This is a genomic window from Aquitalea sp. LB_tupeE, assembly GCF_013391415.1.
Classification (GTDB): domain Bacteria; phylum Pseudomonadota; class Gammaproteobacteria; order Burkholderiales; family Chromobacteriaceae; genus Aquitalea.
The window spans coordinates 116,525-140,721 of record NZ_JACAXB010000017.1 but is presented as its reverse complement, the minus strand read 5'-3'; the positions used below and the strand labels follow the sequence as shown (position 1 = coordinate 140,721).

The following is a 24,197-nucleotide window of genomic DNA, read 5'->3' as shown; positions in this document are numbered from 1 at the left end:
AGCAGTTACACTGGCGCCATGACCAGACACTTTGCCCCCCGCCCCAGCCCCTGCCTGATTGACTCGCACTGCCATTTGGATGCACCGGAATTTACCGGCTGGCGCGACCAGTTGGTGGCGGCAGCGCAAGCCAGCGGCGTGGGACAGCTGATTCTGCCGGCCATTCACAGCGACAGCTTTGCCGACAGCCTGGCCATGCGTGAGCGTTATGGGTGCTGGCTGGCCTTTGGCTTGCACCCCATCTACCTGTCCCGGCATCTGGATGAGCACCTGCACACGCTGGAGCAATACCTGCAACAGCATGCGCCGGTTGCCGTGGGTGAAATCGGGCTGGATTTTTATGTTCCTGGGCTGGACGCGGCTCGCCAGGAAGCCCTGCTGGTGGAACAGCTGAAACTGGCACGCAAATACGATTTACCCGTTCTGCTGCATGTGCGCCGCGCGCAGGACCGCGTTCTGAAATACCTGCGCCAGATCCCGGTGAGGGGCGGCATCGCCCACGCCTTCAATGGCAGCCGCCAGCAAGCTGACGCCTTCATCCAGCTGGGTTTCAAGCTGGGTTTTGGCGGTGCCATGACCTATAGCGGCTCGCGCCGCATCCGCGAACTGGCCGCCACCCTTCCCCTGTCCGCCCTGGTGCTGGAAACCGACGCGCCCGACATCCGGCCGGAATGGGCGCAACAACAGCCCAATACCCCGGCCAACCTCAATCAGTTCGCTATCGTCATGGCAGAATTGCGCAAGATGGACTTGAATGAGTTGAAGCAGGCACTGTGGCGTAATACCTACCAGGTCATCGGCCTGGCCACCCCTGCATGACAATACTGTCAAACAGCTTGCATTCCTTGGCATGAAGTGGCAAGGTTCGCGCCGAATAAACGCCAGTCCGGACAGCAACTGCTGACATTGCACACTTTCATTGCACTGCAACTGTCATCGGCCGGTCATCAAGATGGCGGAATGTATCAGGCAGCACTCATCGGCTAATGATGATGTCTTGACTGCCTGTCAACCTGGGTGGGGAACACAATGAAAAATTTATCCATTGCCGCGCGCATCACGGCGGGCTTCGGCCTGCTGCTGGTAGCGCTGGCCATCATCGGCAGCATTACCCTGCAAGGACTGGGCCGTATCGACCGCCGAGTCGATGAAGTCGCCAGCCACGAGCTGATGTTCTTTCGTGATGTCTCCGAGCTGCGCGTCCACATGGGTAATTTGCGCCGCTTTGAGAAAGACTATTTCCTGAACATTGCCAACCGCGAAAAACGCGGCGAATACCTGGGCAAATGGAAAGACACCTACAGCAAGGCGCAGGACACGGTGAAAAAACTGTCCCAGTCGCTGAGCGACGGCAGCAACAGCCTGAGTGGCAGCCTGACAGGCCCGGTGCAAAAACAAGGCGAGCTGCTGCAAGCCTATGCCGATGGCTTCAATAATGTCAGCGCACAGGTAGAAGCCGGCAGCATTACCAGCCCGGCAGACGGCAATGCAGCCATCGGCAAGTTCAAGGAAAACGTGCACCAGATGGAAGACATGCTGCAAACCATCAGCAAGGCGGCGGTGGAGGCAGTCAATGCCCTGGGCGGGCAAATCAACAGCACGTCGGCATCGGTACGCAATGCCGTGGTGGCGCTGCTGGTGATTGCCTTGCTGCTGGGCATTGCCCTGTCCTGGGTCATCATCCATTCCATCCGTCACCCGCTCAACAGCATGCGCGACAGCAGCCAGCAGCTGGCACAAAGCCGCGACCTGACGCAGCAGCTGCCGGACCTGGGCCGTAACGAACTGGGCAGCATGGGCCGTTCGGTTTCCGACCTGGTGGGCACGGTACGCACGCTGATCCAGGAATCCCACGGGTATTCATCGCAGCTGGTTGGCGTGGCCGACCGGCTGGGCGATGTCAGCGACTACGTGGCCAGGGCTTCGCATCAGCAGTCCGAGGCCGCTTCGGCCTGCGCCGCCAGCATCGAACAGATGACGGTGAGCATTCACATGGTGTCGGACAACACCCAGGGGGTGGAGGAACAAGCACGCCATGCCACGGCAGAAGCCACCCACAGCAGCCAGCTGGCCGCCCAGGCAGCAGATGAAATCCGCCAGATTGCCGACAGCATCACCAGCACGGCCAAGGTGATCGAACAGCTGAACCAGCGCTCAGGTGAAATCGGCAATATCGTGCAGGTGATTCGCGACATCGCCGACCAGACCAATCTCTTGGCGCTCAATGCCGCCATCGAAGCGGCACGGGCTGGTGAAATGGGCCGTGGCTTTGCCGTGGTGGCCGATGAAGTACGCAAGCTGGCCGAACGCACCAGCGTGGCCACAGCGGAAATTTCCTCGCGCATTTCCAGCGTGCAAAGCGATACCAAGCAAGCCTTTGTCAGCATGCAGCAGGCCAATACACGTATCGAAACCGGGGTGAGCAGTACGCAACAGGTGGCCAGCTCCTTGCAGCTGATTCGCGATCTGTCGCAGCGCTCGGTGGACAAGATTGGCGATGTGGCCGGTGCCATCAAGGAACAAAGCCAGGCCAGTCAGGATGTAGCGCGCAATGTGGAACAGATTGCGCAGATGAATGACAGCACCAACCGCTCGGTGCAGGAATCCAATCAGCTGGCGCAGAAGCTGAAGGATTTGTCTGCCGCACTGGATGACAGCCTGAACCGCTTCCGGGTTTAAGTCCCCGGCACGCTGCGCATCAGCCAGATACGAAAACGCCACCTTACGGTGGCGTTTTTCATGGAGCCGGAACGATCAGTTGGCTGCGGAGGCTACCGGCTTTTTCTTCTTGGCCTTGGGCTTGCCGGCCTTGACCGGCTGGGCTGCCAGCGGCGCGGCTTGCGGTGCGGCCTGGGCTTCGGCGGTTGCCGCGGTGTACTGACGTGCCGCAATCGACTTCACGTCGATCACCGGCGGCGGGGTGTAGCTGGTATCACACGCGTTCTGCTCTTCTTCGTTCAGGCTGTTGTCGGTCTTGAAGTCTTCCACCGGCTTCAGTTTCAGCGTTTCCAGCAAGCGGCCGGAATTGGCCAGTACCGTGGCTTCGGCCACTTTGTAATCGGACTGGGCATTGATATAGGCGCGCTGGGCATCAAACAGCTCGTTTTCGCTGTCCAGCACGTCCAGCAAGGTACGCTGGCCGATGTCGAACTGCTTGCGATAGGCATCACGCGCTTTCTCGGTGGAAAGCTGGTGCTGACGCAGCGATTCCATCTGGTCTTTGAGCTTGATGATGTTGTTGTTGGCAATGCTCAGGGTCTGGCGCATGTCGCGGCAAACTTTTTCACGCTGGTCTTTGGTGGCATTCAGCTTTTCGGCGGAAGAACCCAGACGGGCACGGTCGGCACCACCACGGAACAGATTCATGTTGAAAATGACCGCCACCGAGCTGATATTGCTGCGACCATTGTAACCATTGTAATTGTCGGTAGGTGCCTTGCTGGCCTGCAAGTCCAGCGTCGGCGCAAACGCACCGCGGCGGACATTCACTTCGGCAGTGGCCGAACGCACGCTGGCCAGCGTGCTCAGGTAGGCCGGGTTATGGGCAACAGCATTCTTGATGAGGTCCGGGTTGGCCGGCAGCGCGTCTTTCATCGACGGCACCTCGCTTAGCTGGGCCGGAGCCTGGGTACCGGTCAGGCGGGCATAGCGCGCCGAAACATCATGCAGGTTGGAGGTATCGGTGATCAGGTTGGTCTCGGCCAGTGCCAGACGGCCAGCGGCTTGTTCCAGGTCCACACGGCGGCCCACACCAGCTTGTACCTTTTGCGCAATCTGCTCGAAGATGCCCTTGTGAATGGCATAATTTTCCTGCGCGGTATCCAGCAGCTGGCGATAACGCAGCACGTCTTGATAAGCCTGCACGGTTTGCAGCGCAATGCTTTCGCTGGTATCGAGGAAATCAAAGTAACGTGCCTGTTCGTCATAACCCAGTTGCTTGACGGTGTTATAGGTTTGCAGGCCCTGGAACAGGTTCTGGTTCAGCGTCAGCTTCCAGCCACGGGTGGTGTAATTCTGGTCGGCAACCGCAACAGTGCTGGGGTAGTCATAGCGCTGGCGGTTTGATTCATAGCTCAAATCCACAGTCGGCATGTAACCGGAACGGCCCACATTCACATCCTGGCCGGCACCGCGGAACTGGTGCAGCTTGGCCAGCACTTCGGGGTTGTTCAGGATGGCTTGCTGAACGGCAGCATTCACCTCGATAGCATTGGCAGCTTGCGGCAACAAAGCGGCCACGCCTGTCAAGCCAATGGCCACCGACAAACTGATGGATTTGCGCAAATTTCTCATTGATACTACCCCATATCGAATGTGTGATTAATTTTAAACAAATTTTTTAAACACTATCTAACAATTATACACACGGAATTTTACTGTTATTTCCCTTTTTTTACACATTTAATGCCATGCGCGTGCCCATTTCCTTAATGACGACATCTTGCGTCATTGCCCCCATCAGCCTGCTACGCAGCGGCTGGCGCGCCCTGCTGCCCGTGTTGCTGGGCTGGCTGCTGTGTCTGGCGGTAACCGGCAGCAGCCTGCCCAGCGAACAAACCGTGGCGCGCTATGGCCCGCAGGCACAGCGCTTGTACCGCGACTGGCAAACCATGCTGAACAATGCCGGCAGTAACGACAGCGCACGGCTGAAGGATGTGAACGAGTTTTTCAACCGGCGCATCACCTACGCTGAAAACAGCCAGGTATGGCGGCAGGAAGATTACTGGGCCACACCCCTGGAAACCTTCGGCAAGGGCATGGCCGACTGCAAGGGTTTCGTGATTGCCAAATACGTCTCGCTGCGGCTGCTGGGCATGGCACCGGACAAGATCCGGCTGACTTATGTAAAGGCCCGCATTGGCGGCCCCTCCAGCAATGTTACCCAGGCGCATATGGTGCTGGCATACTATGCCAGTCCGACCGTGGAGCCGCTGATTCTGGATAACCTGATCACCAGCATCCAGCCTGCCTCGCAGCGGCCCGACCTGATCCCGGTATTCAGCTTCAATATGGAAAGCATCTGGGTGGGCGGCACCCAGAACAACAATGTCAACCGGCTGACCCGCTGGAAACAGCTGCTGGATAAACTGAAAACGGAAGGTTTTGCCTTTTGAGTACAACCGTGATGTCGCGCAAGCTCTCGCTAGTACAGCGCCTGTGGCTGTTGCTGCTGTTGCTGGTCTCTCTGTCCATCGGCGGGGCGCTGATTGCCAACCTGCTCAATGCCCGCAGCTATCTGGAACAACAGCTGACGGCACAAAGCGCCGATACCGCCAATGCGCTGGCGCTGATGGTCACCCAGTACAAGGCCGACCCGGTGATGGCACAAACCCTGCTGGGGGCCGCTTTCGAGCAGGGGCATTTCGCCGAGATCAGCTGGGAAGGTGTGCCCGCCGACATGACCATCCATCTGCGCAACCGCAATGGTCTGGAAGACACCCCTGCCTGGTTCCACCACTTGTTGCCGCTCAAGCCACAAGATGGCCAGGCCCAGGTCAGCAATGGCTGGCTGCAGGCCGGGCGCATCGTGGTGCGCGCCCACCTGGGCTATGCCTACAGTTCGCTGTGGCAGGGTGCCTTGCAAACCGTCTTCTGGCTGGTGGTGATCGGGCTGTCTGCGGGCCTGCTGGGGGTGCTGGACATCCGCAAGCTGCGCCGCGAATTGCAAACCGTAGTGACCCAGGCCCACGCCATCAGTGAACAGCGCTTCATGCGCATTGCCATTCCCGGTATTCCGGAACTGGCCGAAGTGGCGATGGCGATGAACCACATGGTGGAACGGCTGCAAAACTACCTGCTAGGCCTGCGCGACGAAGTGGACCGCCTGCGCCGTGAGGTGCTGACCGACAGCAATACCGGCCTGCCCAACCGCGAGGCCTTCGAACAACGTTTCAACAGCTTGCTGGACCCGCAGGCCGACCCGGCAAGCGGCCACTTGCTGCTGGTACGCGTGGCGGGGCTGGCCGAATTGAACCAGCGTCTGGGCGGGCAACGTACCGATGCCCTGCTCAAGCGGGTAGCGGATGATTTGTCCACCCGTTGCCAGACGCAGCGCGGCTGGATGGCTACCCGCCTGCGCGGTGCCGACTTCGCGCTGTTCTGCCCGGAACTGGGGGCAGAAGACGCTGGCAAGCTGGCGGACGAACTTTGCCTGCTATGGCCGGTGTACTGGACCATGGACTTGTCCGACCAACCGGGCCTGGGCCATATCGGCATTACGTCTTTCCACAGCGGCGACACCCTGCGCGATGTGCTGGCCCGCGCCAGCGACAGCCTGACCCTGGCCGAAGCCCAGCCGCTGAACAGCTGGGTGCTGGACCAACAGCACGCCCAGGCCTCCAGTCAGGTACAGCCGGACTGGAAACCCTTGCTGGAGGCTGCCTGCCAGGATGATTCGCTGCAGCTGCGCTGGTATCCGGTATGTGACCCGGAGCGTCATGTGCTGTGGCACGAGGGCATGCTGTATCGTCCGGCCCGGGATGCCCTGCCGGCCATGAGTGCGTTGCGCCTGGTTTCGCAGGCCGCCCGTCTGGGGCTGGTGCACCGGTTGGACATCAACACCCTGCAACTGGCCTTGCAGCATGGCCCCACCGGCTGCCTGGCGGTGAACATGTCACCGGCTTCCTTGCAGTATCCGGATTTCCTGCCGGCCATCATGCAGCTGTTGCAGCGCTATCCGGAACGGCAGATCAACTTTGAATTCCATGAAACCGGTCTGGACGAGCACTGGGAGCACTTTGTCGCCTTCAGCCGCGCCATCCGCCCGGCCGGTCATCAGCTGGCGGTGGAAATCCAGGGCCACAATCTGGCGCTGGTGGCCCGTACCCACGAGGCCAGCATCAGCTATCTGGTGCTAGACAGCACGCTCACCCAGGGTATTCATGCCGATGAAGGTCGTGCCGCACTGCTACGCGGTCTGCTGCGCATGGCTGCACTGATGGGGGTGCGGCTGGAAGCCAAGGGCATCAGCAATGCCGACGATGCCAGGGCGCTGGTGGAGATGGGCGTGCACTGCCTGACCGGTCCGGCCATTCACTAACACCTTATCCCGGCCCTGGGACGCGGTTTGAAACCGGATAACCGCCCTCTCGCGCTGCGCAGGAAGGCGAGCCTCCCGACAGGGTAAGCACGTGGGAAAGGGCGACGCAATCTACAAGCTGATTGCAAGACCCGGCAGTGCCGGGCACGGTCAAATCGCCCCACATCACTTTGCCTGCAGCCTGAAAAAAACCGACAGTGTTTAGCTGTCGGTTTTTTGTTGGCTGAGCCGTGTTAGTCGGTGATCAGCTTGCCGTGGTTCAGCAGGTTCTGAATGATTTGCGTATCCGAGGTATGGCCCAGGCCACCACCCAGATCCGCCAGCGACACGCCCTTGAGCACGATGTCCACGGTATCGCCGGCAGTGCTGTTGGCAAAACTGCCCGAGGCACTGACATGCACGGTGGTATCGCTGCCGCTCTGGGTAAAGTGCAGGTAGCTGGTGAGGTTGCCGATGCCAGAGGCGTGGTTTTCTCCTTGCAGCAGGTCTTTCAGGTCCAGTGCCGAACCACCGTTGGCATGGTCAGCCAGATCGAAGTTGCTGATGGTGGTGGTGGCCGGGGCACTGCTGTTGCCATTGGAAGCCAGCGTCCACTTGAAGGTATCCACACCAACGCCATCGCTCACTGCATGATCACCGGAACCGAACACGGTTTCCGTCGCCACGGTGGACACATTACCGGCCTTGTCGGTCAGGGTGGCGGTATAAGTGGATACCGTGTGGGCTTCCGGCTGATACTGCGACTGGCTGACAATGCCGTGGCTGATGTCCGAGCTGGTCAGCACATGGGTGGTGTTGGTCGTTACGCCGTTTTCCACCGCAGTGATGGTGAGCGTGTCGTTGGCGACCGCACCGGTACCCGCCAGCGAAACATTCAGTTCCAGCGCCTCACTCTGGGCAGTGGCCACCATATTGTCCACTTTCAGGCCGGTTGCACCGCCACCGGAGTTGTCCACCTCGAAGGTCAGGGTGTTATCGCCCACCACAAACAGCTTACCGGCCCCGCTATCGTTGCTCAGGTCGACATGCTGGATCTGCGTCCACAGCGTGTTGTAGGACAGGCCGGTATCCTTGCCATTGACCAGAATGTGCACATTGTCATCCGCCGACAGATCAAAGCTGATCAGCACCGTTGCCACATCGGCCGCGGATGCAATCTTGAAGGTGGTCTGGTAGGTATAGCGGCCATAGTTATCAGACATGTCGCCAATCCACTGCGACTTGGTGTAGTCATTGGTCACCCAGGACTTGCTCTGGGCATCGGTCTGGCTGACTACCGTGGTGCCATTAAGGTGCGCTCCCGCCGGTTTGACCACCAGCGTGTAGTGTGCATCAGCCACCCCGGTTGTCTGTGCATTGCCGCTGGCATCCAGACCGGTATTGAACAGGCCGGTGATGGCGGCGGTACTGGTGCTGGACGACAGCTGTGCCGCCAACGGTGCCTGGGTGTCAAGCGTTTCCTTGCTCAGGCTGTCGCTGGCGCTATTACCTGCCAAGTCCGTCACACTGGCCGTCACACTGATCTGGCCTTGCTTCAGGGCGTTCAGGTTCAGTGTCAGGTCGGCGGTATTCCAGCTGCCGTCCTGTTGCACATAAACAATGCTGGTGACCGAGTGCGCACCATCAGTGAAGGTGACATACACCGGCTGATCCGGCTCCACGCCCGTCGTGGTACCCGACACGTTCACCTTACCGGCTTCGCTCTGGTTGAAGATGTGGTCGCCGCCGCTGCCATCGTTGGTGATGGTGATGGTGGCTTTGGTATCAAGACCGTCCTTGTGGCTGTCGGTAGCCGTATTGCCGGCTGCATCGCTGACTTGCGCCTTCACCGTCACTGCGCCATCCACCAGCGTGCTCAGGCTTTGTGCCGGTACGCTCCAGCCACCGTTCGCACCAACCTTGGTGTCAACGCTGACCGTATGGTTCTGGCTGTCGGTGAAGGTGACGGTTACGGTACGCCCTGCTTCCACACCGCTGGTGGTGCCGCTGACGGCGGCGGCGGCGGCTTCGCTCTTGTTGAACACGCCGTCCTTGCCACTGCCATCATTGACGATGGTAATGCTGGCTTTGGTATCCAGGCTGTCACTGTGGCTGTCGGTGGCGACATTACCGGCCAGGTCGCTGACTTGTGCCTTCACCGTCACTGCGCCATCCACCAGCGTGCTCAGGCTTTGTGCCGGTACGCTCCAGCTGCCATCGCTGCCCACCTGGGTGGTGGTGGTAAGCACATGATGCGCGCTGTCGGTAAACGTCAGGGTGACCGTCTGGCCTGCTTCCACGCCGCTGGTGGTGCCACTGACGGCCGCGCTTGCCGCCTCGCTCTTGTTGAATACGCCACCGCTGCCACTGCCATCGCTGCTGATGGAGATCGTGGCCGTGGTATCCACCGCGAAGGCGGTGCCAAAGCCGGTGGCAGTAGCGCCATTGCTGTCCACCGCCTTGACCAGCGGAATGTACACACCGTCACCCAGGCTGTCAGTCACGCTGACCGACCAGTGGCCACTGCCATCGGCGGTAGTGGTGTAGTTGTGCCCGTTCAGGGAAACCGTGATCTGGCTGTTAGCATCTGCCGTACCGGTAATGACCGGGGTCTTGTCTGCCGTGATGCTGTCTGCGGTATTGCTACCGGTATCGTTGGCCGCATCATGCTGCAGATGGCCGGTGGGGATACCCGGCTGGCTGTAGCTTGCGGATGTCGACGGGGAAACATTCCCGTCCTTGTTGGCCACGGTTGCCGCCAGCGAAATGGAGGCACCAGCTGCCGGGGCAGCCATGCTCAGCGAAATCACCCCGTTCTGGTAGCTGTAGCTGTTGTGGCTGCTGTCTACCAGCTTGCCGTTTTCCAGATGCAGGGTCAGGTCGGTATTGCCACTGCCGGTAAGGTGTACCGAGCCACCATTCACCAGTACCGCCTGGTCATTGGCGTTGAGGGTGACCTGTGCGGTGACCGTGCTGCCCGGTTGCAGCAGGTTGACGATGTTGTTGCCATTCTGTTCCAGGCTGACTTGCAGCGTGGCCAGCCCGCCCTGATCCCAGTACACCATCTGGATGGTGTGCTGATTGTTCGCCGTGGCATCCAGATGAACCGTGTACCAGGCCGTTGCCGGGGACTGGTTGTTGACTTCCTGCGCCACAACCTTGCCGTCAATCATCAGCATGTAACCATCATCCGCACGAACGGCAATAGTGTAGTTACCGGTAGCAGCAGTGAATACGCCGCCGGTTTCCACGATGGCGCGCGAAGTCGTGCCATAGTTGCCGGCCAGTTGCAGGTTGGTGCCGGTGCTGCCGTTGCTGTTGGTAATGAAATCTTGCAGTGCACCGGATGTGCCCAGATTGCTGTTAACGGCCAGCGAGCTGTCTTGCCAAGCCCCGGTACTGGTACCGAAGTTGATGGACTGGGCAATGAAAGTGGCCGTGGGGTTCAGGTTGACCAGATCACCCAGTACGGTCGTCAGTGCATTCTGGCCACTGGCAGGGGTGCTGATATGCGCATCGTCAATGCCAAAGTAATTGCTGTAGCTGTAAGTACCGCTGGAAACAAAGCTGACCTTGGGTGCATCCGGAGCAGTAACGTCCACCGCGATGGCATGGCTGGCTTCCGGCGCGGCATTGCCGGCGGCATCACGCACATCGGCGGTCACGGTGTAGCTCTTGCCGTCTGCCAGCTTGGCCACATCGCCTGCCGATACCACGGTACTCCAGTTACCACCGCTCACCGTCGCGCTGTAATGGATACCGTTGAGCACCACGTCCACTTTCTGGCCATCTTCGGCACTGGTGGTACCGCTGATGGTCAGCGGCTGGGTGTGTTCCTTGGCATTGATGATGTCATCACCGGCCAGCGTACTGATGGCAAGGGTCGGCGGTACCGTATCCAGCGTTTCCTTGCTCAGGCTGTCGCTGGCGCTATTACCTGCCAAGTCCGTCACACTGGCCGTCACACTGATCTGGCCTTGCTTCAGGGCGTTCAGGTTCAGTGTCAGGTCGGCGGTATTCCAGCTGCCGTCCTGTTGCACATAAACAATGCTGGTGACCGAGTGCGCACCATCAGTGAAGGTGACATACACCGGCTGATCCGGCTCCACGCCCGTCGTGGTACCCGACACGTTCACCTTACCGGCTTCGCTCTGGTTGAAGATGTGGTCGCCGCCGCTGCCATCGTTGGTGATGGTGATGGTGGCTTTGGTATCAAGACCGTCCTTGTGGCTGTCGGTAGCCGTATTGCCGGCTGCATCGCTGACTTGCGCCTTCACCGTCACTGCGCCATCCACCAGCGTGCTCAGGCTTTGTGCCGGTACGCTCCAGCCACCGTTCGCACCAACCTTGGTGTCAACGCTGACCGTATGGTTCTGGCTGTCGGTGAAGGTGACGGTTACGGTACGCCCTGCTTCCACACCGCTGGTGGTGCCGCTGACGGCGGCGGCGGCGGCTTCGCTCTTGTTGAATACGCTGTCGCTGCCACTACCATCGTTGGTGATCTTGATGCTAGCCGTCGTGTCCAGGCTGTCACTGTGGCTGTCGGTGGCGACATTACCGGCCAGGTCGCTGACTTGTGCCTTCACCGTCACTGCGCCATCCACCAGCGTGCTCAGGCTTTGTGCCGGTACGCTCCAGCTGCCGTCCTTGCCTACCGTGGTATCGACGCTGACCGTATGGTTCTGGCTGTCGGTGAAAGTGACGGTTACGGTCCGCCCCTCTTCCACGTCGCTGGTGGTGCCGCTGACGGCGGCTGCGGCGGCTTCGCTCTTGTTGAACACGCCGTCCTTGCCACTGCCGTCATTGACGATGGTGATGCTGGCTTTGGTATCCAGCGTTTCCTTGCTCAGGCTGTCGCTGGCGCTATTACCTGCCAAGTCCGTCACACTGGCCGTCACACTGGTCTGGCCTTGCTTCAGGGCGTTCAGGTTCAGTGTCAGGTCGGCAGTATTCCAGCTGCCGTCCTGTTGCACATAAACAATGCTGGTGACCGAGTGCGCACCATCAGTGAAGGTGACATACACCGGCTGACCCGGCTCCACGCCGGTCGTGGTACCCGACACGTTCACCTTACCGGCTTCGTTCTGGTTGAAGATGTGGTCACCGCCGCTGCCATCGTTGGTGATGGTGATGGTGGCGCTGGTATCGACCGACAGATGATGGCTGGCTTCCTGTGCCGGATTGCCTGCCTTGTCGCTGACATCGGCGGTGATGGTGTAGCTCTTGCCATCGGCCAGCTTGGCGACATCGGCCTGCGGCACCGACACGCTCCAGCTGTTGCCGTTGACAATGGCCTGGTAGTGCGTGCCATTGAGCACCACATCCACCGTCTGGCCGTTCTCGACGCCGGTAGTGCTGCCGCTGATGGTCAGGTCTTGCTTTTGCTCGGCAGCATTGATCACATCATCGCCAGCCAGCGTGGTGGCAATGGCGATGGTGGGGGCATTCAGGTCCAGACCATAGGCGTGGTCTGCCGTGGCGGTGGTGCTGTTGCCTGCGTCATTGCTGGTGGTAACACTGGCCAGGATGTGACTGTCCGCTTTCAGGTCGGCACTGCTGACGGCAATGCTGAAGCCCAGCTTGCCACCGCCAAGGTCGATCACCTCACCGGTCGTCGGGTTGCCGTTTACCGTCAGGGTTACCTTGTCGTGCAGCTGGACGTCGCCGCCAACCGTGCCGGTGATGGTCACGGTGCTGTCACTGACTTCCTTGATGTTCAGCACATTGTCGGCGGTGACCGGGTCAACCGTAATGCTGGCGGCTGGTACGCCCAGTCTTTCTACCGCGCTGTCACTGGCACTGGCCGAGGTGTTGCCATACTGGTCAGCTTGCACCGCGCTGATGCTGATGCTGTTGCCATCCCCCGGCAGCGGCACACCGTACAGTTGCAGGGTGCCATTGACATATTCGCCACCGATATCCGGATTGCTGCTGCTCACCACACCGTTCTTGTCCACGGTCAGGGTACTGGTCAGGGTACTGGTCACGCCGTTGTCCACAATGGTCACCGTGGCACTGCCACCGGCCTGAATCACCATGTCGGACAGCTGCACCACGGCATCCACCGTGGTATGGCCCTTGGTTTCGGCAACGTTGAGGATGCCGTCATTGTTGCTATCCGACTGGATGGTCACCGACGGCGCAGCCGGGCCTTCAGTATGCAAGGTGCCGCTATCACTGCCCTGGCCGGACTTGTTGCCCACGGCATCAGTCTGGGTTGCGCTGATGCGGACCGACTCGCCATCGGCCGGCGTGGTCATGCTGAGCGTGACCGTGCCGTTTTTGTAGCTGGCGGCAACCGTGCTGTCGGTACCGGTGACGCTGCCATCGGCGTGCACCACCAGCGTGGCGGTATGGCCGCCATCGTTGACCACGATGGTGGCGCTGCCGTTCTTGGCCAGGTCGGCGGCATCCAGCTTGACGGTGGCTTCCACCTTGCCGTTGACCAGGTCCGGTGTACTGATGACACCATTGGGGTCGTTATGTTCGGTAATCGTCACCGTCGGCGTGGCCGGCGGTGTGGTATCGATGATGGCGGTGCCCGTAGCGGTAGCGGTGACACCAGCGGTATTGGTACTGGTGGCAATCAGCGTGTCGGTGCCATCCGGCAGCGGCGAGGTGGGGGTGATGGTCCAGTTGCCATCGCTGCCCACCACGGCACTGCCAATCACCGTTCCGGAGGTATTGGTAACGATGACTGTGAGGCCCGGAATACCGGTGCCGTGAATGGTGGGGGTGGCGTCATTGGTGGCACTGATATTGTCAATGCTCACACTGACCGGTGCCGGGGTATTGCTGGTGGTGTCGGCTTGTACCGACTGCAGATTGAAGGCGGCAGCACCGGCACCCTCACCCAGCGCTCCGCCCAGGGATTCACTCACCCGCATCAGGCGGACAAAGCCGTGGCTGCCTTCGTCTGCACCACCAGCGCCATTCAGGCCGGCCGCTGCAGAATCAAGCTGAGCCAAGGGGTCCTGACCGTTTTCCAGGGCTGCCAGCACTTGCTGTGCTTCCGGTGCCAGTTTGGCCACGGCAGCTTCGGTCTTGTCCGTGGTTTGCGGCTGCATGGTTTCGGGGGTCAGCGCCATTTCGCGCGGGCCATCCACATTCAGCAGCTCACCGTCGGCACGGGCCACCGACAGGGTGGCACCGTCCAGCAGCACCACGCGCTCACCCGGCTGGATGATGTCGCCGGCCTTGAGGATACGTTCATGCCCTTGGGCATCAATCGCTTTGGCAACGCCGTTGACGGCAACAACCTGACCTTGGACAGCAGTGGTGCTCATGTCTGACTCCTGAAAACGCAATATGCAATTCGGCCAGCTTAGTCAGCCATGACAAAAAAATACATTGTACTGAAGGGCAAAATCCTGATTATTTTCAGAAATTGTTAACTCAGAAAACAACAAAGCCGCTGCATCGGCTGATGGAGCGGCTTGATGGGCAAGGCCGGAGCTGCACTAGCGGCCGGTCAGTTTCAGCAGCAGTTGCAGGCGATCCTCCACCCCGAACTTCTGGAATACCGAGGTGAGATGCGCCTTCACCGTGCGTTCGGAAATATCCAGCTGGCGGGCAATATCCTTGTTGGCGCGGCCTTCCCGCAGTGCTTCCACCACGTCCTGCTCACGCGCCGACAGGCGGCTGCGCCAGTCGGTTTCGGTCTTGGCCGGTAACTGGCGACCAAAGCGGGCACACAGCTGCTGCATGATGCTGCGCCCCACCCAGGTGCCGCCGGACTGCACCGTATCAAATACCTGTTGCAGCAAGTCAGGGGTACTCATGGCGTGGGCATAGGCCGCGGCACCGTATTGCAACCATTGCATGCCTTCTTCGTCGCTAGGCAGGGAGGATAGCGCCAATACCCGGCAGTGCTGGCAAGCCTGTTGCATGTCCTGCTCGCGCGGAGCTGCGGCCGCCAGGTCCAGCAACACCAGGCTGTCAGCCACCACATTTGCCCGGTTGAGCGCAGCCAGGTCCGGCAACCGCAGGGCGTCTTGCAGCCCCAGGCTATCGGCCCAGCCGTCGGCCAGGGCCGCGCTGGCGGTAATCAGAATGACGGGAGCGTTCATCGTTCGGTAAAGGCCTCTGCCTTGGCACGCAACACCGGTTTCAACAGATAGGAAAGAATGCTCTTCTTGCCCGTCATGATGTCCACTTGCGCCACCATGCCGGGAATGATGGGCAGGTGTTTCTCACCCAATGCGCCCTGGCTGGTGCGCACTTTGACGATATAGAAGGCATTGCCCTTGTCGTCGGTCACGGTATCGGCACCAATTTCCTGCAGGCTGCCTTCCATGCCGCCATAGACGGTGTAGTCGTAGGCGGTAAAACGCACCATGGCGCGCTGACCGGGGCGCAGGAAGGCGATGTCACGCGGCGACACGCGGGTTTCGATCATCAGCGAATCTTCCAGCGGCACGATTTCCAGGATGTCCTTGCCCGGCTGTACCACGCCGCCAATGGTGTTGACGAACAGGCGCTTGACCTCGCCCTTGACCGGCGAGCGCACCTCGGACAACTTCACCTTGTCGGCCAGGCCAGAACTACCGGCAGACAGGCTGTTGATCTTGCCCATGGTCTCGGTCAGTTCCGCGCTGGCCTGATTGCGGAAGTTCAGCTCTACTTCCTGGATCTTGTGGTTGGCTTCGCTGATGGCGGCTTGCAGTTTGGGAATCTGCGCACTGGCCATATCGCGATCACCCTGATAGCGCGATACATCACGCTGCAAGCGCAACAGGTCGACATCCGATACCGCACCGGATTCTTTCAACGGTTTGGTGACCGCCAGTTCGCGCTGGGTCAGCTGGTAACCTTGCTGGGCCTGGGCCAGCTTGGCGCGCACTTCGTTCAGCTCTTGCGAGCGCTGGGTCAGCTCTTGCCGGGCAATGGATACGTTGGCATCCAGCTCGCGGCGCTTGGTCTGGTAGAGGTCGGTTTCCTGCCGGGCAATATCGGCCGCCTGCTGCTCCACTTCCTTGGGCAATTCGAACGGCACATTATTGGCAATGGCACGCAGGCGTGCAGCCTTGGCCAGCAAGGACAGATACTGGGCCTGGTTCTCGTTCAGCGAAGAGACAAAGCGGGTGTTGTCGATATTCAGCAGCAGCTGGCCTTTTTGCACGATCTGGCCTTCCTTGACCAGAATCTTCGACACCACGCCACCATCCAGGCTCTGGATATGCTGGTTTTGCGATACCGGTACCACCTTGCCTTCACCACGTGCCACTTCGTCAATCTGCGACAGGGCAGCCCACAGCAGTGCCACCACCAGCAAGGCCAGCATGCTCCAGACAAACACACGCGGCCGGCCCGGATTCTGTTCCAGGATGGCCCAGTCACCGTCGGTGGCAAAATCCTGGCGGTCCTGCAAATCGCGGGCCGCCGCCCAATCCATCAGCTTGTCCCAGTACGGCGAGGTGCGTCCCTGTCCGCCACGAATCCAGCCTTGCAGGCGTTGTTTCCATGTTTTTTTCATCAGCCTGCCCTCCCCACCTGGCCTTGTTGCAAGGCCTGAATCACGGCGGCCTTGGGTCCGTCAGCCACAATGGCACCGTTGTCGATCACGATCAGGCGGTCGGCCAGATCCAGCAGGGCATTGTGATGGGTCACCATGATCATGGTCTTGCCCGCCATCACCTTGGCGAGGGTTTGCTTGATCTGGCCTTCGGTGGTGTGGTCCATATTACTGGTGGGTTCGTCCATCAGCAGGATGGGGGGTGCATTGAGCAGCGCACGGGCAATGGTGACGGCCTTGCGCTGGCCGCCGGACAAGGAATCACCCCGCTCGCCAATCACCATGTCAAAGCCTTGCGGATGACCGTTGATGAAGTCGGACAATCCGGCCAGTTCGGCCGCTGCTGCCACACTGGCGTCGTAAGCATGTGGCGAGCCCATGGCGATGTTCTGGCGCAGCGTGCCGTAGAACAGCACCGCATCCTGCGGCACATAGCCGATATGACGGCGCAGCTCGGCCGGGTCCACCTGATTGATGTCGATGCCGTCGACCCGCACCGAACCCTCGGTGGGCTGGAACAGGCCCAGAATCAGCTTTTGCAGTGTGGACTTGCCAGAACCCACGCGGCCGATGATGGCCACCCGCTCACCGGCATTGATCTTGAACGAGACATTGCGCAGCGCCTGCTGCGGATTATCCGGATAGCTGAACGAGACATTGCGGAACTCGATTTCGCCCTGGAAGCTGGTGCGGTGGAAGAAGTTGGCATCCTGCGGCCGCTCCACCGGCATGTTCATGAAACCGTCCAGCGAGGACAGCGAAGTCTTGGCGTTGTGATACTGGGTGAGCAAGCCCACCAGCTGACCTAGCGGTGCCATGGCACGGCCGGACAACATTACCGCAGCAATCACCCCGCCCTGCGAGGTATTGCCATCCATGATCTGGTACACCCCCAGCACCAGCATCACGATGGATACCAGCTGGGTGACAAAACCGGCAAAGGTATTGGCCGAGGTGGCCAGCAGCTTCAGGCGCGCCCCTACCTGGGCCAGAAACAGCGTACCCTGCTCCCAGCGCCCCTGTTGCTGGCCTTCGGCGGCCAGGATCTTGATGGTTTCCAGCCCCGCCAGGTTTTCCACCAGCTGCGCATTGCGCTGGGCCGAGGCCCGCAAGGTGGCCTCGGTCAGCTCTTTCATCTTTTCCTGGATGAGCAGGGCAAACACGATCATCAGCAAGCCGCCCACCAGCACCGGCACGGTCAAGAGCGGGGAAATCCACAGGATCACCAGCAGGAAGATCAGCACGAACGGCAGGTCGATCAGCGCGGTGATGGAAGCCGAGGCAATGAAGTCGCGCACCGTTTCAAAAGCCCGCAGATTGGAGGAGAACGCCCCCACCGAGGCCGGACGTGCTTCCATGCGGATGCCCAGCACCCGCTCCATGATCAGGCTGGATAGCGTCACATCCACCCGCTTGCTGGCCAGGTCGATCAGATAAGCGCGCGTCATCTTCAGCAAAAAGTCGAACACCAGGGCCAGCAAGCCGCCAATGGCCAGCACCCACAGCGTCTCCGTTGCCATGTTAGGCACCACCCGGTCGTACACATTCATCGACACCAGCGGTATCACCAGTGCAAACAGGTTGATCAGCAAGGCTGCAATCATGGCGTCGCGATACAGCGGCAGGCCGCCGTAAACGGTTTGCCAGAACCAGTGACGCGAACGGATTTCACCCAGCTCCGGCGCACGGCGTTCAAAATTGAAGCGGGGGCGGACAAAAATGGCCAGCCCCAGGTATTTGTCAGCCAGCTCGTCCAGCGAAATGCTGACTTCGGATTCGGTCAGTTCGGAAAAACTCACCCGCGCCATGCCGCTTTCCGGGTCGATGGCGCGCAAAATGCAGGCCTCCTCACCATGCAGCAGTAACACGGCGGGCAGCAGTGCATCGCGCAACTTGTCCAGCGGTTGGCGCACCACGCGGGAGGTCAGGCCGATACGCCGCGCCGACCGTGAAAACATGGACGGATTCAAACGGTTATTGGTGAGTGGAATGCCTGCCACCAGCGATTCGCGGGTGGCATTGATGCCATACGAACGCGCCAGGGCAAAAAGACAATCCAGCAAGGGGTCCAGATGTGTAGCCTGCGGAGGAATGAAACCATGTTGTCCGACAGAGGACGGAGAGTGCATGCGCGACCCTTCAGAAGCTTGAATGTGATGAGTCTGAAATACTCGACTCTTCATTAATGACGATATTCTAATCGAAGCTTCAAAGGCGACAAGATGTTAAGATTAGTTAAAATCTTTACTTTAAAATACAAGCAAAATATTCGCTGGATTTTGCGCGTTTGCTTGGGATTGGCAAAGAAAAAACAAAACCTGCCAATGGCAGGTTTTGTTCGGCAGCCTCCTGGATGACAATTCAGGCCGGTTTGCGCTTGAAAGTACGGGCAAAACCCAGCACGCAGCCAAAGAACACCACGCTGATTGCCACTTCCCACAAGGCCAGGGTTTGCGACAGGCCGCTATCCCCCCAGCTGCGCATGATGCCCTCGGTAAAGAAAGCCAGAATGAACATGCTGGACCACTGGTAGGTATACAGCCGCTCCTTGAGAATGCCCATCAGAGGAGCCAGCAAAATCACCGCCTTGAGCGCAAGGAAAGAGCCACCCGGCCGAACCGGGGCCAGCCACAGCTCCCAGGCCAGGGTCAGCAGAATCAGGGCGACCAGACTGGCAGCAGCGCCATAGTGAAACAGTTTTCGGTTCATTTTTCCTGACTTCCAACGCTCACGGCACGACCAGGGCGCGCCATGAATACCGCCATGATGATGCCCACTTCGTACAGCAACCACAGCGGTACGGCCAGCATGGTTTGCGACAACACGTCCGGCGGCGTCACCACCGCGGCCACCACGAAAGCACCGACAATCACATAAGGCCGCGCTTCACGCAGCTGCGCAATGGAAATCACCCCCATGCGCACCAGCACGATCACGATGATGGGTACTTCAAAGGTAACGCCAAAAGCGATGAACATGCCCATGACAAACGACAAGTACTTGTCGATATCGGTCATCATGCTCACCCCGCTGGGTGTCATCATCGAAAAGAAATGGAATGCCACCGGGAATACCAGGAAATAGGCAAACGCCATCCCCAGCAAGAACAGCAGCACACTGGCCACCACCAAGGGCAGGATCAGCTTTTTCTCGTGGCTGTACAGCCCCGGCGCAACAAAGGCCCACACCTGGTACAGGGTATTGGGCAAGGAGATGAGGAAGGCCACCAGCATGGTGAGCTTCATCGGCACAAAGAAGGTGGCCGTCACCTCGGTGGCAATCATGCTGCCGCCATTGGGCAGCGCGTCCAGCAAGGGTTTGGCCAGCAAATGATAGATATCGCCAGACCAGTGGAACAGGCCGAGAAACACCAGCATCAGGCCCAGAATGGCGCGGACCAACCGCGTGCGCAATTCCAGCAGATGGACAAGCAGAGGTTGTTCGTTCATGCGTGAGGATGGGATGGGGTGGAAGTCTGGCCAGACGCTGGCGGCATGTCATCAAACAGGTCCAGCTGGTTCTCGTCGCGCGGCGGGGCTTCCGGCACGGATTTTTCCTCCACCACGGCAGACACAGCGGGGGCCGGGGCAGGCTGCAAGTCCAGCCCGCCATGAATGGTGTGGGCCGCCTCTTCCAGCGGTGCTTTGGCCTCCGCAGACAACTGCTGCAACTGGGCGGATTGGGCGGCCATTTCCTGCCGCACGCCCTGCACTTCCGCTTCCATCTGCGCCTTGAAACTGCTGGCGGCATCCTGGATGTCGTTGCGCAAGCCATCCAGCCCGCTCAGATTGGCCTGCTGATGGATGTCCGCCTTGACGCTGGCCACAAAACGCTGGGCACGCGCCACCAGCGCACCCAGAGTGCGGGCAACGGTGGGCAGGCGCTCCGGCCCCAGCACCACCAGTGCCACGATGCCGATCAGGAGAATTTCACCAAAGCTGATATCGAACACGATGCGGCCTGTGGCTTATTTCTTGTCGGATTCGTTGTCGATGATGCGACCGGTTTCGGCAGGCTTGTCGGCCTTTTCGTTTTCGCCCTTCATGCCTTCCTTGAAGCCACGCACGGCACCGCCCAGGTCTTCACCCACGTTTTTCAGTTTTTTGGTGCCAAACACCAGCACCACGATCAACAGCACAATCAGCCAGTGCCAGATACTGAAAGAACCCATTGCAACTTCCTTTCATCATGATTTGGCGCGCCCGGCCAGCAGGCACGCCGATAAAGCCATCAGCCTTTGTGGCCGAATACATGCACATGCAGGTGGAACACTTCCTGGCCGCCACCATGACCGGTATTGATGCCGGTCTTGAAGCCGGCCGCCAGTCCCTGCTCGGCAGCCAGACGCGGTACCAGGCCCATGATGCGACCCAGCAGGGCTTCGTGCTCGGGGCCGCATTCGGCCAGTGAAGCCACGTGCAACTTGGGAATGATCAGGAAATGAACCGGTGCCAGCGGACGGATGTCATGGAAAGCCAGAACGTCGTCGTCTTCGTATACCTTGTTGCAGGGAATCTCCCCTGCGGCAATCTTGCAGAAAATGCAGTCGCTCATAGCGTGTTCCTGTCGGGTGTTCAGGAGGGACGGGAGGCTTTTTCGTCGATGCCGGAAATGCCTTCACGACGGTGCAGTTCCATCAGCACATCTTCCGGACGCAGGCCATGATAAGCCAGCAGCACCATGGAGTGGAACCACAGGTCGGCTACTTCACGCACCAGATGCAGCTTGTCCTTGTCCTTGGAGGCCATGATGGTTTCTGCCGCCTCTTCTGCCACTTTTTTCAGAATGGCGTCTTCACCCTTGTGAAACAGGGAGGCCACATAGGAGGACTGGGGGCTCGCCTCGCGGCGGGCTTCCAGGGTGTCGGCTACAGTCTTGAGCACATCGAAGGTCATGATACTTCACCTTTGCATACTGGGAATTCGGCAAGTATAGGCCGATTCACACATCGGCCGTTAGCGCCAGAAGGCGGCCTGCCATTGTAACGGCTGCCGCTGGCAGCCGTTTGACACGGCGCAACTCAATGCTTGTGCTGGTAAATGGCGTCCGGGTCTTTGAGTACGGCGTCCACGATGGTCCAGCCGCCATTTTCGAAGCGCCGGTAGAAGCAGCTTTCGCGGCCAGTGTGACAGGCAATGCCGCCAGCCTGCTGGATTTGCATCACGATCACATCCCCATCGCAATCGAGCCGCAATTCGTCCACGGTTTGCAGATGGCCGGATTCCTCACCCTTTTTCCACAGCTTCTGGCGCGAGCGGCTCCAGTAATGGGCAATGCCGGTATCGGCCGTCAGTTGCAGGCTCTCGCGGTTCATCCAGGCCACCATCAGCACACGGCCGGTGGCGCTGTCCTGGGCAATGGCAGTGACCAGGCCCTGGGCGTCCCACTTCACGTCGTCCAGCCAGTTGCTCATAGCCGTACCTCGATGCCCGCGTCACGCATGGCCTCTTTGGCTTCACGCACGGTGTATTCGCTGAAGTGGAAGATGCTGGCAGCCAGCACGGCATCGGCCTTGCCCAGCTTCACCCCGTCCACCAGATGCTGCAGATTGCCCACGCCACCGGAGGCAATCACCGGAATGCCCACCCCTTCGGATACGGCACGGGTCAGCGGCAGATTGAAGCCGATCTTGGTCCCGTCGCGGTCCATGCTGGTGAGCAGGATTTCCCCGGCACCGTATTCCTGCATCTTTTGCGCCCATTCCACCGCGTCAATACCGGTACGGTTACGTCCGCCATGGGTAAACACTTCCCAGCGGTCGTTTTCCGGCGTGACGGCTTTGGCATCCACCGCCACCACGATGCACTGACTGCCAAACTTGGCGGCAGCTTCGCGCACCAGTTCGGGATTGGTCACCGCAGCGGTATTGATACTGACCTTGTCGGCACCGGCGTTCAGCAGACGACGGATGTCTTCCACCTTGCGCACGCCACCACCCACGGTCAGCGGAATGAACACCTGCTCGGCCACCGATTCGATCACATGCAGGATCAGGTCGCGGTCGTCCGAGCTGGCGGTAATGTCCAGAAAGGTAAGCTCGTCGGCACCCTGCTCGTTGTAGCGCCGGGCGATTTCCACCGGGTCACCGGCATCGCGCAGGCCGACAAAGTTGACGCCCTTGACGACGCGACCGGCAGTCACGTCCAGGCAGGGAATAATGCGTTTGGCCAGAGTCATGTTCGCAACACAAAAAAATTTGGCCGAAGCGTCTTCGGCCAAACTGGGGTTTCAGGCAGGATCAAGCCTCGGACAATTCGTCGGCCAGCGTCTGCGCGGCAGCAAAGTCGATGCTGCCTTCGTAGATGGCACGGCCGGTGATGGCACCTTCAATGCCCTCGTCTTCCACGGCGCACAGATTGCGCACATCATCCAGATTGGTCAGGCCGCCAGAAGCGATGACCGGGATGGTGAGTGCCTGTGCCAGCTTGACGGTAGCTTCGATATTGACGCCGTTCATCATGCCGTCACGGCCAATGTCGGTGTAAATCACCGAATTGACACCGTAGTCCTGGAAGCGCTTGGCCAGGTCAATCACATTGTGATTGGTGATCTTGGCCCAGCCATCAATGGCGACCATGCCGTCTTTGGCATCCAGACCGACAATCACCTGGCCGGGGAAGGCATCGCAGGCATCATGCAGGAAACCGGGGGTCTTCACCGCCGCGGTACCGATGATGACGTAGGACAGGCCCATGTCGAGGTATTTTTCGATGGTATCCAGGTCGCGGATGCCGCCACCCAGTTGAACCGGCATGTCGTTGCCCACTTCCTGCAGGATGGAGCGGATGACATTCAGGTTCTTGGGTTTGCCGGCAAAGGCACCGTTCAGGTCCACCAGATGCAGGCGGCGGGCGCCCTGGTCTCGCCAGTGAGCGGCCACCTGGACCGGGTCATCGGAAAAGACGGTGGCATCGTCCATAACGCCTTGTTTCAGGCGTACGCATTGACCATCTTTGAGGTCGATAGCGGGTATAAGCAGCATGGTGCTAGATCAACGTAAGTTAAACACTGCCGTCCCATGCCAGGAAGTTCTTCATCATCTGAAGACCGGCACGGTGGCTCTTTTCGGTATGAAACTGCGTCGCAAAGATATTGCCACGCCCGACGATACAGGAAAATCTGTCCGGGTACTCACTTTCCGCCAGCGTCAGCGCTGCATCAGCCGGGGCGAAATGGTAACTGTGGACAAAATAGAAACGCTCACCATCTTCTATCCCGGCAAACAGCGGATGGGATGTTGTCTGGTAAACGCGGTTCCAGCCCATGTGCGGCACCTTCAGGCGCTCGCCAGCGGCGTCAGTCAGGTTAGCCGAAAAACGGACCACATTGCCCGGAAACAAGCCAAGTCCGGGGGTATCGCCCTCTTCACTGTGCTGGAAAAGCAACTGTGCACCCACACAAATGCCAAAAAACGGCTTGGTCTGCGTGGTTTCACGTACGGCTTCGGCCAGGCCGTAACTGTTGAGCTCGCGCATGCAGTCCGGCATGGCACCCTGGCCGGGAAACACCACCTTGTCTGCCTTGACGATGGCGTCCGGGTCGCGGCTGAGGAAAATGTCCGCGCCCTGGTCGTTGACTGCCTGGATGGACTTGAGCACCGAGTGCAGGTTGCCCATGCCATAGTCGATTACTGCGACTTTCATCATGCCCCTAACTGTTCGGGTG

General features: G+C 59.7%; 19 protein-coding genes. 4 read left to right on the top strand and 15 right to left on the bottom strand.

Annotated features, from left to right (window positions below; all coding sequences use genetic code 11):
- Positions 1 to 18 precede the first annotated feature (18 nt).
- Together HWX34_RS08810 and HWX34_RS08805 are read left to right on the top strand one after the other, a co-directional pair.
- Positions 19 to 819, top strand: coding sequence for a TatD family hydrolase (locus tag HWX34_RS08810; protein WP_178971889.1), 801 nt, complete (start codon positions 19 to 21; stop codon positions 817 to 819).
- 210 nt (positions 820 to 1,029) lie between these two features.
- On the top strand, positions 1,030 to 2,679 hold the full coding sequence (locus HWX34_RS08805; protein ID WP_178971888.1) for a methyl-accepting chemotaxis protein: 1,650 nt from the start codon (positions 1,030 to 1,032) through the stop codon (positions 2,677 to 2,679).
- Between the two features lie 75 nt (positions 2,680 to 2,754).
- Here HWX34_RS08805 and HWX34_RS08800 read toward each other — a convergent pair whose 3' ends face one another.
- On the bottom strand, positions 2,755 to 4,293 hold the full coding sequence (locus HWX34_RS08800) for a TolC family outer membrane protein (RefSeq protein WP_178971887.1): 1,539 nt from the start codon (positions 4,291 to 4,293) through the stop codon (positions 2,755 to 2,757).
- A gap of 137 nt (positions 4,294 to 4,430) precedes the next feature.
- Here HWX34_RS08800 and HWX34_RS08795 point away from each other — a divergent pair, with 137 nt between their 5' ends.
- Both HWX34_RS08795 and HWX34_RS08790 read left to right on the top strand, forming a co-directional pair.
- Positions 4,431 to 5,114, top strand: a complete 684-nt coding sequence (locus tag HWX34_RS08795) for a transglutaminase-like cysteine peptidase (RefSeq protein ID WP_178971886.1) — start codon at positions 4,431 to 4,433, stop codon at positions 5,112 to 5,114.
- A complete protein-coding gene (locus HWX34_RS08790; RefSeq protein WP_255496639.1) occupies positions 5,111 to 7,039 on the top strand; it encodes a LapD/MoxY N-terminal periplasmic domain-containing protein in 1,929 nt (642 codons plus the stop codon). The genes HWX34_RS08795 and HWX34_RS08790 overlap by 4 nt, the downstream gene beginning before the upstream one ends.
- 233 nt (positions 7,040 to 7,272) lie before the next feature.
- Here the strand turns inward: HWX34_RS08790 and HWX34_RS08785 are convergent, their stop codons facing one another.
- The 14 genes from HWX34_RS08785 to hisH all read right to left on the bottom strand — a co-directional run bounded on the left by HWX34_RS08785 (position 7,273) and on the right by hisH (position 24,175).
- A complete protein-coding gene (locus HWX34_RS08785) occupies positions 7,273 to 14,304 on the bottom strand; it encodes a retention module-containing protein (RefSeq protein WP_178971885.1) in 7,032 nt (2,343 codons plus the stop codon).
- Between the two features lie 174 nt (positions 14,305 to 14,478).
- Positions 14,479 to 15,087 (bottom strand): response regulator transcription factor, encoded by a 609-nt coding sequence (locus tag HWX34_RS08780; RefSeq protein WP_178971884.1) that lies wholly within the window; start codon positions 15,085 to 15,087, stop codon positions 14,479 to 14,481.
- Positions 15,084 to 16,493 (bottom strand): HlyD family type I secretion periplasmic adaptor subunit, encoded by a 1,410-nt coding sequence (locus tag HWX34_RS08775; protein ID WP_178971883.1) that lies wholly within the window; start codon positions 16,491 to 16,493, stop codon positions 15,084 to 15,086. The genes HWX34_RS08780 and HWX34_RS08775 overlap by 4 nt, the downstream gene beginning before the upstream one ends.
- A complete protein-coding gene (locus HWX34_RS08770) occupies positions 16,493 to 18,661 on the bottom strand; it encodes a type I secretion system permease/ATPase (protein ID WP_178971882.1) in 2,169 nt (722 codons plus the stop codon). Before HWX34_RS08770 ends, HWX34_RS08775 begins: the two co-directional genes overlap by 1 nt.
- 232 nt (positions 18,662 to 18,893) lie before the next feature.
- Positions 18,894 to 19,241 carry a DUF2069 domain-containing protein gene (locus HWX34_RS08765; RefSeq protein ID WP_045845759.1) on the bottom strand — a complete coding sequence of 116 codons (348 nt, stop codon included), beginning with the start codon at positions 19,239 to 19,241 and terminating at the stop codon, positions 18,894 to 18,896.
- Positions 19,238 to 19,981: a twin-arginine translocase subunit TatC gene (tatC, locus tag HWX34_RS08760; protein WP_045845760.1), complete on the bottom strand. Its 744-nt coding sequence runs from the start codon at positions 19,979 to 19,981 to the stop codon at positions 19,238 to 19,240. Before tatC ends, HWX34_RS08765 begins: the two co-directional genes overlap by 4 nt.
- Positions 19,978 to 20,484: a Sec-independent protein translocase protein TatB gene (tatB, locus tag HWX34_RS08755; protein WP_178971881.1), complete on the bottom strand. Its 507-nt coding sequence runs from the start codon at positions 20,482 to 20,484 to the stop codon at positions 19,978 to 19,980. The genes tatC and tatB overlap by 4 nt, the downstream gene beginning before the upstream one ends.
- 15 nt (positions 20,485 to 20,499) lie before the next feature.
- Positions 20,500 to 20,703, bottom strand: coding sequence for a Sec-independent protein translocase subunit TatA (tatA, locus tag HWX34_RS08750; RefSeq protein WP_045845762.1), 204 nt, complete (start codon positions 20,701 to 20,703; stop codon positions 20,500 to 20,502).
- A 59-nt stretch (positions 20,704 to 20,762) separates the two neighbouring features.
- Positions 20,763 to 21,086 carry a histidine triad nucleotide-binding protein gene (locus HWX34_RS08745; RefSeq protein WP_178971880.1) on the bottom strand — a complete coding sequence of 108 codons (324 nt, stop codon included), beginning with the start codon at positions 21,084 to 21,086 and terminating at the stop codon, positions 20,763 to 20,765.
- Between the two features lie 20 nt (positions 21,087 to 21,106).
- Positions 21,107 to 21,427, bottom strand: coding sequence for a phosphoribosyl-ATP diphosphatase (locus tag HWX34_RS08740; protein WP_082086335.1), 321 nt, complete (start codon positions 21,425 to 21,427; stop codon positions 21,107 to 21,109).
- 125 nt (positions 21,428 to 21,552) lie between these two features.
- The gene (hisI, locus tag HWX34_RS08735; RefSeq protein WP_178971879.1) at positions 21,553 to 21,945 is read right to left on the bottom strand and encodes a phosphoribosyl-AMP cyclohydrolase; all 393 of its coding nucleotides are present in this window, start codon (positions 21,943 to 21,945) and stop codon (positions 21,553 to 21,555) included.
- On the bottom strand, positions 21,942 to 22,709 hold the full coding sequence (gene hisF / locus HWX34_RS08730; RefSeq protein WP_045845852.1) for an imidazole glycerol phosphate synthase subunit HisF: 768 nt from the start codon (positions 22,707 to 22,709) through the stop codon (positions 21,942 to 21,944). Before hisF ends, hisI begins: the two co-directional genes overlap by 4 nt.
- Positions 22,710 to 22,770: 61 nt before the next feature.
- Positions 22,771 to 23,514: a 1-(5-phosphoribosyl)-5-[(5-phosphoribosylamino)methylideneamino]imidazole-4-carboxamide isomerase gene (gene hisA, locus HWX34_RS08725; protein ID WP_178971878.1), complete on the bottom strand. Its 744-nt coding sequence runs from the start codon at positions 23,512 to 23,514 to the stop codon at positions 22,771 to 22,773.
- Positions 23,515 to 23,533: 19 nt separating this feature from the next.
- Complete coding sequence (hisH, locus tag HWX34_RS08720; protein WP_178972016.1) at positions 23,534 to 24,175, bottom strand: imidazole glycerol phosphate synthase subunit HisH; 642 nt, start codon at positions 24,173 to 24,175, stop codon at positions 23,534 to 23,536.
- Positions 24,176 to 24,197: the final 22 nt, after the last annotated feature.